Annotated in this window: 6 protein-coding genes; 4 read left to right on the top strand and 2 right to left on the bottom strand. The window is 40.2% G+C overall.

Going from position 1 to position 10,828, the window contains the following annotated elements; all coding sequences use genetic code 11:
* Positions 1-107 precede the first annotated feature (107 nt).
* The 4 genes from R2R28_RS28065 (at position 108) to R2R28_RS28050 (ending at position 7,727) form a co-directional block, all read left to right on the top strand.
* On the top strand, positions 108-2,069 hold the full coding sequence (locus R2R28_RS28065; RefSeq protein ID WP_316828978.1) for an OmpA family protein: 1,962 nt from the start codon (positions 108-110) through the stop codon (positions 2,067-2,069).
* A 387-nt stretch (positions 2,070-2,456) separates the two neighbouring features.
* Positions 2,457-3,779, top strand: a complete 1,323-nt coding sequence (gene dinB, locus R2R28_RS28060; protein WP_316828977.1) for a DNA polymerase IV — start codon at positions 2,457-2,459, stop codon at positions 3,777-3,779.
* Positions 3,779-6,790, top strand: coding sequence for a DNA polymerase III subunit alpha (dnaE, locus tag R2R28_RS28055; RefSeq protein WP_316828976.1), 3,012 nt, complete (start codon positions 3,779-3,781; stop codon positions 6,788-6,790). The genes dinB and dnaE overlap by 1 nt, the downstream gene beginning before the upstream one ends.
* 433 nt (positions 6,791-7,223) lie before the next feature.
* On the top strand, positions 7,224-7,727 hold the full coding sequence (locus tag R2R28_RS28050) for a YdeI/OmpD-associated family protein (RefSeq protein ID WP_316828975.1): 504 nt from the start codon (positions 7,224-7,226) through the stop codon (positions 7,725-7,727).
* Positions 7,728-7,897: 170 nt separating this feature from the next.
* Here the strand turns inward: R2R28_RS28050 and R2R28_RS28045 are convergent, their stop codons facing one another.
* Together R2R28_RS28045 and R2R28_RS28040 are read right to left on the bottom strand one after the other, a co-directional pair.
* Entirely contained in the window at positions 7,898-8,632 is a 735-nt protein-coding gene (locus R2R28_RS28045) for a polyprenol monophosphomannose synthase (protein WP_316828974.1), read from the bottom strand.
* A gap of 680 nt (positions 8,633-9,312) precedes the next feature.
* Positions 9,313-10,794: a peptide MFS transporter gene (locus tag R2R28_RS28040; protein ID WP_316828973.1), complete on the bottom strand. Its 1,482-nt coding sequence runs from the start codon at positions 10,792-10,794 to the stop codon at positions 9,313-9,315.
* Positions 10,795-10,828: the final 34 nt, after the last annotated feature.

The raw sequence follows: 10,828 nt of genomic DNA, 5'->3' as shown, positions 1-10,828 counted from the left end.
AATCTCCCTATCTTATTCATTCATAAAACCAAATATCAGGTTAGCAACACCGAGGGTGTTTTAACCAAGTATTTCAGTATTTTTGACTAAATTATCCAAACAACATAATGAAGAAAATTTTAATAGGCACCTGCCTTTCTGCATATTGTTTACTCGCTTTCAATTTTTCAGCAAAAGCACAATATGTACTTAAAGATGCCGATAAACAGTACGAACTGTTTAATTATAGTAAGGCGATTGATTTATACGAACAGGCCTATAAAAAGAAAAAATCCTTACACGTCGCAGAGCGTTTAGCCAGTGCCTACACAATGGTTTTTAACTATAAGCAGGCAGAAAGCTGGTACGCCATCGCGTCTAAAATGCCCGATAGCAAACCAGAAAATATCCTTGGTTATGCCAAAGCCCTGCAAAGCAATTCGAAATACAGCGAGGCCAAACTCCAGTATTTAAACTACATCGATAAAAACAAAAATGTATCCGAAAAACAACAGGCCGTTTGGGTGGCTTCCTGCGATTCTGCCTTAAAATGGATCAAAAATCCAAAGAAAATAGAACTGATCAATCAGGTAGCCCTAAATAGTGCCCAGTCTGATTGGGGTGCCGTTAATTATCAGGGTGGGGTAGTATTTACTTCAGATCGATCGGCCAAAGGACTGGAATCAGCAGAAAACAAACCTTTTTTACGTTTCGATGGATCAAAAGAACCGGATAAACAAGTGTACGGATGGACAGGTAACGGATATTTAAAATTATATATCAAACCTTCAGCAAAAGATAGCCTTCAATTGTTCCCGATAAAAGCCGGAACAAGATACCATGTAGGTTCAGCAAGTTTCACTGCTGATGGCAAAACCATGTATTTTACCTTAACCCGAATCTCTAACGAATTAGAAAAAGTAAAAAACAAGCCCAGTACCGTAAACGTAGAAATTTATAGCAGTACCAAAGGTGCTGATGGTAAATGGAGCGAACCTGTTTCTTTCGCTTATAATAATGTAAACGATTATTCGGTCGGCGATCCTTTTATCACTACCGATGGTAACAGCCTTTATTTTGCTTCGAACATGCCGGGTGGATTAGGTGCTACCGATATTTATGTATGTTTAAAAACCGATGCCGGTGAATGGGGCAAACCAATTAACCTGAAAGAAGTAAATACTGAAGGCAACGACCGCAGTCCGGTTTTTGATGAAAAAGACAATTTCTATTTCTCCAGCGATGGCAGAGTAGGGATGGGCGGCCTTGATGTTTACCAGGCACTAAGGGAAAACGGTGGGATTGGCAGGATCGAAAATATGGGTTATCCTTTTAACTCTCCACAGGATGATTTCGGCTTCAGTTTGAACGAAAAAGGTGGTATTGTGTATCTTTCCTCTAACCGCGATGGTGGTTTAGGTAGCGATGATATTTATACCATCGATCAGAAAATGATCCTGGCTTTTAAATTAGAAGGCAGGGTTTTTGATAAAAACAGCAATCAACCTATCGCGGGTGCATTGGTAACTTTAGCCAAGGTAAACGGATCGATCTTAAAAACCGAAACCGACGATAATGGTGCTTACCGTTTTAACTTAAGCAAAGAAACGGAATATAATGTTTCGGCAGAAAAAACGAATTATAGATCTGACGTAGAAAACCTGGCAACCATTGGTTTAACCACTTCAAGTGTACTTACCCAAAACCTGTACCTGGAGGGCGTAGTGATCGATAAAGCCATCAGGTTAGAAAACATTTACTATGATTTCGATAAATGGAATATCCGTGCTGATGCTGCGGTAGAACTGGATAAGCTGGTTAAAATCATGACTGATAATCCAACCATCTGGATCGAATTAGGTTCGCATACCGATAGCAGGGGTAAAGATAATTACAACTTAAACCTATCGCAAAAAAGGGCCGAATCTGCCGTTCAGTATATCATTTCAAGGGGAATCAATAAAAATCGCATTACTGCGAAAGGTTATGGCGAAACCCAATTGTTAAACAAATGTGCCAATGGTATAAATTGTACCGAAGAAGAACACCAGTTGAACAGAAGAACTGAGTTTAAAATTGTAAAACAATAAAACACAGATCAAGAAACAACATATTATTTTTTTAGTACCTGCCTCTGATGAAAATTGGAGGCATTTTTTGTTCCGTGGTTCGTTTCCCCACTAACCACCTATTTATTCTTTTTTGCCACGGAAACACAGAACCACGGAGTAGGAATATTCCGTGGTTCGTGTCCGCACGCACCACTGCGTTAACTCTTTCTCTACTCCGTGGTTCGTGTCCGCACGCACTACTGCGTTAACTCTTTCTCTACTCCGTGGTTCGTGTCTCCACACACCACCGCATTCAATAATAAAAACTAAAAATGTTAGTATTTTGTTTAAAAATCACTAAATTTAATCAAGTTTAAAGCTAAAAATATTAGTAATTTTGGTTTCAATCATCCCAATTGTACGAAAATGGAAAAAGAAAGGCAGATTATTCATATGGATCAAGATGCATTTTTTGTGTCGGTAGAAATTAGAAAAAATCCCAGGTTAACAGGCAAACCCGTTATTATCGGCGGTGGCGGCGATCGGGGCGTAGTCGCATCCTGTAGTTACGAAGCCCGCAAATATGGTATCCACTCCGCCATGCCCGGCCGTACCGCAAAATTACTCTGTCCACAGGCCATTTTTTTAAAAGGCGATATGGAAGAATACTCCAAAGCATCGCATGAGATTACCGAAATTATTGCTGATAAAGTGCCGTTATTCGAAAAAGCAAGTATCGACGAACATTATATCGATATGACCGGTATGGACCGTTTTTTCGGCTGTATGAAATTCGCCTCAGAATTGCGGCAAACCATTATCAAAGAAATGCAGTTACCCATTTCCTTTGGCCTGTCCATTAATAAAACCGTAGCTAAAATTGCCACCAACGAATCCAAACCCGGTGGTGAGTTACAGGTTACCTACCCAGAACTAAGGCCTTTTCTCGATCCTTTAGCCATCCACAAAATACCCGGTATTGGCCATGCTACCTATAAAAAACTGAGCGAAATGGGCGTTCGCGAAATCCTTACCCTTACCCAGATTCCCCAGCAGCTCATGTTTAAAATTTTGGGTCAGCATGGCTTAAGCCTGTGGCAAAAAGCAAACGGGATCGATCTTGCGCCTGTAGTACCTTACCGCGAAAGAAAATCTATCGGTACACAAGCCACTTTCGAAAGCGATACCATGGATATGGCCAAACTGAAAGCCATTATCACCGGTATGGTTACCGGTTTAACCTTTCAACTCCGCAACCAGAAAAAATTAACCGCCTGCATTACCGTAACCGTACGTTACACCAATTTCGAAACCGTTACCCAGCAGGAGCGGATTCCTTATACCTCGCTCGATTCCTTTTTAATCAGTAAGGCACATAACCTGTTCGAAAAAGTGTATTCAAAACGAATGCTGTTGCGCTTGGTGGGCGTAAAACTTTCGCATCTGGTAAGCGGTTATGAACAAATTGGCTTGTATAACATTGCTGAAGAAGAATATAACCTGTACCAGGCCATGGATAAAGTGCGTAATCATTATGGTGCAGAAGCAGTGGTAAAAGCCTGTATTGTTACCCAGCCGCCCCGTGATGAAAAAGGGAAAATAATCAAGTACAATCCCCGTAAAAAGAAAATGCTGATTGAAAATATATCAGAAGAAGAACCAAAAGAGGAGCAGGAAGTAAGGAAACGCTCAAAAATAAGGAGTTTTATGAGCGAAAAAGGAACAACAGGAACTAAATCTTACGACTGATGTTTTTAAATGTCCATTCTTCCTATAGCCTGAAATATGGTACACTGAGTATTGATCAGCTCATTGCTGCTGCGCGGTATCTTGGTATTCATCAAATGGTACTCACCGATATCAACAACTCAACTGGTGCCGTAGAATTTATCCGCGAGTGCTACAAACAGGGTATTGCCAAAGAAGCCGACGAAATACACAAAGGCAATATTCCCTATCAAATCAAACCTACAGCCGGTATCGAATTTAGGATCGATAACAGGTTATTGTATGTGGGCATTGCCAAAAACAGGGAAGGCATGCGTGAACTGAATGAATTTTTGAGTCACCATAATATTTACAATATTCCACTTCCCGAGGTTCCCCCTGCGATGGAAAATGTGTACATCATTTACCCCTTTCAAAAATCTTTTAACCAAACGCTTAAAGCAAATGAATTTGTAGGAATCAGGGGTAAACAGCTCAATTTACTGTACAAGCATCCGTTTTTAAAACAGAAAGAAAAATTACTGGTATGGCATCCCGTTACCGTAGGCGATAAAATTACTTACCGGCTGCACGAATATTTCAGGGCTATAGCGCTTAATACCCTTTTAAGTAAAGTGCCCCATGAGCAAAAATGCGATCCAGATGAATTTTTAATTCCCGAAGAGCAACTAACCCGGCAATTTGAACAATATCCGTTTATTGTACAAAACACGCAGAAATTATTAAATAGCTGCGATTTAAGCGCTTATTTTGAAGATAAACCCACACCTTCCTCAAAAAATAAATTTTTTTATACCAGCGATTTCGCGGGGGATAAAAAAATGCTTCGTGAGCTGGCCGAAGAAGGATTGAAATACCGTTATGGAGAAAATAATACCGTAGCCATCGAACGTTTGGAGAAAGAACTGCGGATTATTGAGTTTAAAAATTTCTGTGCTTATTTCCTCATTACCCACGATATTGTACGTTATGCCATGTACGAATGTGGTTTTTATCATGTGGGGCGTGGTTCAGGCGCCAACAGTATTGTAGCTTATTGTTTGCGCATCACCGATGTAGATCCCATCGATCTCGATTTATATTTCGAACGTTTTTTACACGAAAAAAGGACCAGTCCGCCGGATTTTGATATCGATTTTTCATGGGACGAAAGAGAAACTATACAGCGTTATATTTTTGAGCGTTACCCCAAATGGCATGTGGCTTTTTTGGGTACCATGAGCACCTTTAAAGATCGCGCAATCATCAGGGAGATCGGTAAAGTGATGGGTTTGCCTAAAGAAGAAATAGATAGTTTTACCGACCCTACCAAAGAACGCGAAAATTTGCTGAACGCTACTTACCAGAAGTTATTGGCCGTGCACCGCTATATGAAAAGTATGCCCAACCAGCGCTCTATTCATGCCGGTGGCATCCTGATTTCCGAAGAACCCATTACCTACTATACTGCATTGGATATGCCCCCAAAAGGTTTTCCAACCGTGCAGTGGGATATGTACGAAGCCGAGGCCATTGGCTACGAAAAATTCGATATTTTAAGCCAGCGGGGTATCGGGCATATCCGTGAGGCTGTAGAACTCATCAAAGAAAACAGGGGAAAAGATATTGATATTCATGATTTTAAAACCTTTAAAGAAGATCAGAAGTTAAACGATATCCTAAAAGAAGGGCAGCCTATCGGATGTTTTTATATCGAATCGCCCGCCATGCGACAACTGCTTAAAAAGCTAAAATGCGACAATTACCTCACCCTTGTGGCGGCCAGTTCCATTATCCGCCCGGGTGTAGCCAGTTCGGGCATGATGAAATCTTATATCGAACGTTATCATGCACCCGATAAGGTGGTGTACCTCTGCGATGTAATGAAAGAGCGGCTGAGCGAAACCTATGGTGTAATGGTTTATCAGGAAGATGTGATTAAAGTTTGCCATTATTTTGCTGGTCTGGATCTGGCCGATGCTGATATTCTGCGTAAAGCCATGAGCGGTAAATACCGTTCTAAACTCGCTTTTGATGAATTGGTGAGCAAATTTTTTGTTTCAGCCCGGAAAGAAGGCCATGCAGAAGAATTGATTACCGAGGTGTGGCGGCAGATTTCATCTTTTGCAGGTTATAGTTTTTCTAAGGCACACTCGGCTTCCTTTGCTGTAGAAAGTTATCAGAGTTTGTTTTTAAAAACATACTATCCTATGGAATTTATGGTCGCTGTGCTCAATAATTATGGTGGTTTTTACAGTCGTTGGGTGTATGTACACGAACTGCAAAAAACAGGGGCAAAGGTGCACCTGCCCTGCGTTAACCAAAGCGATGAGGTGGTAACCATAACAGGCAAAGATGCCTATTTGGGTTTTATCGGCATTCAGGGTTTAGAAGAAAAAAATATCAAAATCATCGCACGGGAACGTAAAGCGAATGGCTTGTACCACGATCTCGAAAATTTTGTAAAACGTACCTGTATTTCCCTCGAACAGGCCATTATTTTAATCCGTTTGGATGCATTGCGCTTCACCGGGAAAGACCGTAAGACCTTACTTTGGGATGTGCACAATTACCTTGGCTTTAAACAGAAACAGGTAAACCATGCCGAACTTTTTAAGCTAAGTTACAAAACCTATCAGTTACCCCAACTGGCCGATTCGGAACTGGAAAATGCTTATACCGAACTAGAATTGCTGGGTTACCCGCTTAATTACAAGATGTTCGATTTTTTAAAAACACCATACCGCGGCGATGTGATGACGGCCGATTTGCCCAAACACCTGGGTAAAACCGTGAGGATGGTAGGCAATTATGTATGCGAAAAAACGGTACATACCATTAAAAATACCAAAATGTGGTTCGGTACCTTTTTAGATGCCAACGGCGACTTTTTTGATACCACGCATTTCCCCAACACCACGCCGATGTATCCCTTTAAAGGAAAAGGTTGTTATCTTATTTTGGGTAAAGTGGTTGAAGATTTCGGCTTTCAGAGCATCGAGGTTTTAAAGTTTGCCAAGCTCGATATCCAGATGAACCCGGTGGCGGTTTAGCTCAAGCCTGTCATCCGCGAAAAGTCGTCATTGCTTCGTCGTGCCTCCTCGCAATGACGACCATTTTTATTTTAGTCTGTTAATAGTAGCGGGGCACAACATAGTCGAGATGTGCGTTCCATAAACATTTGTCAATCCTGAGGGATAATTTATTTTATAAAAATCAATATGAGTGACATTTTTTTTTGCGAATCGTAGGCTGCTAGAAATCGTCATTCCCAATTCGATTGGGAATCGTAATGCCTTGGTAGGGTTTGTAGGTTGCATTAAGATTCCCGCATGCGCGGGAATGACGACCGCACTATTGGAGTCTGTCTATGGTAGCGTAGTCGAAGGATCTTTTAAAAATGTTTGCGCTCGTTTTTAACGAGTGCATCAATAACCAAACCATTAAATCGTTTACTTGTTAAAACATAATTTTTATATTTAAACCATGATCCACTTTAAAGCAGAAATAGAGCGTTTCGAGGCCATGGGCGAAAAAACCGGCTGGAGTTATGTATTTATCCCAGCGGCTTTAGCCAACGAAATTAAGCCCGGTTGTAAAAAGAGTTTTAGGGTAAAAGGAAAAATAGATCAGCTCGAAGTATCCGGATTGGCAACCATCCCGATGGGAGAGGGCGATTTTATTATTGCCTTAAAAGGCGAACTCCGTAAAAAGCTAAAAAAAGAAGCGGGATTGAAGGTTGAACTATATTTAGAAGAAGATAAAGATTTTAAGATCGAAATGCCCGAAGACCTCGAAATTTGCCTTTCAGAAGAAGAACACCTCATCCAGAATTTCTTAAAACAGCCCAAATCACATCAAAACTACTATATCAACTGGATCAATCAAGCCAAAACAGAACCTACACGAACCAAAAGAATTGTAATGACCGTTAAAGCAATGGATAAAGGACAGGATTTTGGAGCAATGATCAGGGAGAGTAAGTTGTGAGTTTGGAGTTTTTAGTTTGGAGTTTTACAAAGAGCAGAAAGGATTAGATAATTAAGTTGTGAACTGGTGTTTTACATTCTCAAAAAAACTCACTGTTAACACTTAACTTCTAAATAACCAGAACGGCTCGGAATTTAGTGACTCCTAACTCCAAACTCCCCGCTCCAAACTTAAACCTTCCGTTTATAATCCCTAAACCAACTCCAAACCTTCATCTGGATTACGCCTAAAAAGGCTTCCCTGAAAATACGGGTGCTCATTTTTGAAGTTCCTTCTGTACGATCGGTGAAAATGATTGGAACTTCAACTACTTTAAAACCGAATTTAATGGCGGTAAATTTCATTTCGATCTGAAAGGCATAACCTACAAACTTGATTTTATTCAGCGGAATGGTTTCTAACACAATTCTGCGGTAACATTTAAAACCGGCTGTGGCATCCTGAATGTTTATCCTCGTAATAAGGCGGACATACATGGAAGCAAAGTACGACATTAAAACCCTTCCCATTGGCCAGTTTACCACATTTACCCCTTTTACATAACGCGAGCCGATGGCTACATCTGCACCATTTACACAGGCCTCGCGCAAACGCGCTAAATCATCCGGGTTATGAGAAAAATCAGCGTCCATTTCAAAAATGTAGGCATAATCTCTTTGTAGGGCCCAGTTAAAACCATAAATATAAGCGGTACCTAATCCCTGTTTGCCCGAACGTTCTTCGATAAATAAATGCCCGTCGTATTCGCCTTGTAACGATTTTACAATTTCAGCAGTTCCATCCGGAGAACCGTCATCAATAATTAAAACATGAAAAGGTTGTATTAAAGAAAAAACCTTTCGAATGATTTTTTCGATATTTTCCTTTTCGTTGTAGGTGGGGATGATGACTAAACTATCTGACACGTTTGTTATGGTTTTTATGATATAAGCTTTCAGCCTTTGCTTTTTTTATACGCTACAATTGCTTTCAAACTGCGAAAGTAAATATTTAATGTGAAATCATCATGAATTTTCTTTTGTTGGTCCGGATTTGTAAGCTGAACCTTTACCATTTAGATTTCTCCACTACGGTCGAAATGACGAATCTTTTGCCTAAGACGGCTTTGCAAATCCCGACTAGTTTAATATTTGTTTTCCAGTTGAAGAAGCTTTGTTCATAAACCCGATCGTAGTGAAAAGCCCAAAGCGTAGCGAGGACTTGAAACGAAAAGCGGGACAGCGGGCTTCCAGGAACTGCTGTCCGTTCATTTTCAAATCCTAATGATTATAAATTTTTGCTATTAGAATATAGAGATTTATCCTTTTAGATTTCTCCACTACGGTCGAAACGATGAATCTATTAAAATCTGCGCAGCATTAGATTTTAAAGCACTGAACCCATTGTACCTAAACCCGATTGCAGTGTAAAGCCCGCAGACCGAAGCATGAGGGCGAGGACTTGAAACAAAAAGCGGGACAGCAGGCTTCCAGGAACTGCTGTCCGTTCATTTTCAAATCCTAATGATTATAAATTTTTGCTATTAGAATATAGAGATTTATCCTTTTAGATTTCTCCACTACGGTCGAAATGACGAATCTTTTTCTTACCTCACTTCCTGCATCAACCTTTTTACCAATTGCGAAAAAATAATCAATGCCAAACCCGCAATTAAAGAATATAAGGCTAATGCCTTGTAACCTTCTGTATAGGCCATTAATTTGGTGGTTAAAGAGGCATGATCGATACTCGACATTTCTGCGCCAAGTTTGCCGGCAGCTAGCTGTCCGAAAGCACTCGATAAAAACCAAAGTCCCATCATCATTCCGAACATTCTTTTTGGCGATAGTTTGGTAATAATCGACATCCCGATCGGGCCTAAGCAAAGCTCGCCCAGGGTTAGCAACAAGTAAGCAAAGGTAAATACATTTAAAGAGCTAATGCCTTGTGCATTGGCGAAAAACCTGGTGGCATAAAAACCATAAAAACTGATCGCCAGTAAAAGGAAACCGATTCCAAATTTTATAACCGTATTTGGTTCAATTTTGCGTTTATAAAGACCCAGCCATAAAATACCCACAATCGGACTAAAAACAATCACAAAAAATGAATTAACACTATTGTTTACCACATTCGGATCGATATTAAAAAAGAGGATTTTATGATCAAGGTTATCCTTTGCAAATAACGATAATGAACCACCGCTTTGTTCTGATATGGCCATGAAAATGAAATAGCAGAAAATAAAAATGAAAGCGGCCAGCAATTTATATTGTGCTTTTTTATCTTTTATTTTAAAGGTTTCATATAAAAAATAAACCATGGCTACAACTCCAATGGTGTACATGAAATAGTCGGTAAAGGCTGTGTTTTTCACCATAATATAAATCAATGGGATACACAAAATAGAACCGGCATAAACGGCAATTTCGGATAGTTGCTGTTTTGATTTTTTAAGGTGTAACAAAGGCGAATTTCCGATTGGTCCTAGATGTTTTTTTGTAAAAATGAAGGTGCCCAAACCGAATATCATTACCAACGCTGCAGATAAGAAACACCAGTGCCAGCTGTAATATTTGCCTAAGTAAATGCACATGGCACCACCTAATAAGCCACCCACGTTAATGCCGGCATAAAAAAGACCATATCCTGCATCTCTTCTGTTATCTTTTTCGTGGTATAATTCGCCTACCATTGATGATACGTTAGGCTTGAAAAAACCGGTGCCAATAATGGATAAGGTAATGCCCGCATAAAACAGATCATGCGGTGAAAAAGCCAGCACAAGGTTTCCGATAATCATAAGTGAACCACCCCAAAACAGCGATTTTCTGAACCCCAGAACCTTATCTGCAAAAATGCCTCCGATAAAGGTAAAAGCGTACACAAAAGCCTGTATTGCGCCATATTGCAGGTTCGATTTCTGATCGCTCAGCCCCAGCTGATCTACCATAAAAAAGGCCAGTACACCACGCATTCCATAAAAACAGAAACGTTCCCACATTTCTACCAGCGATAAGTGCCAGAGTTGTTTTGGGTATTTCCCCTCAAAATTCTGGATATCTTCTATTGAAACTGTTTTTTCCATTAAAAATAGGTTTAAAAATTAAAAGCCCGATCGG

The organism is Pedobacter miscanthi (assembly GCF_032678605.1).
GTDB lineage: Bacteria > Bacteroidota > Bacteroidia > Sphingobacteriales > Sphingobacteriaceae > Pedobacter > Pedobacter miscanthi_A.
This window is presented reverse-complemented; position numbering and strand designations above follow the sequence as displayed.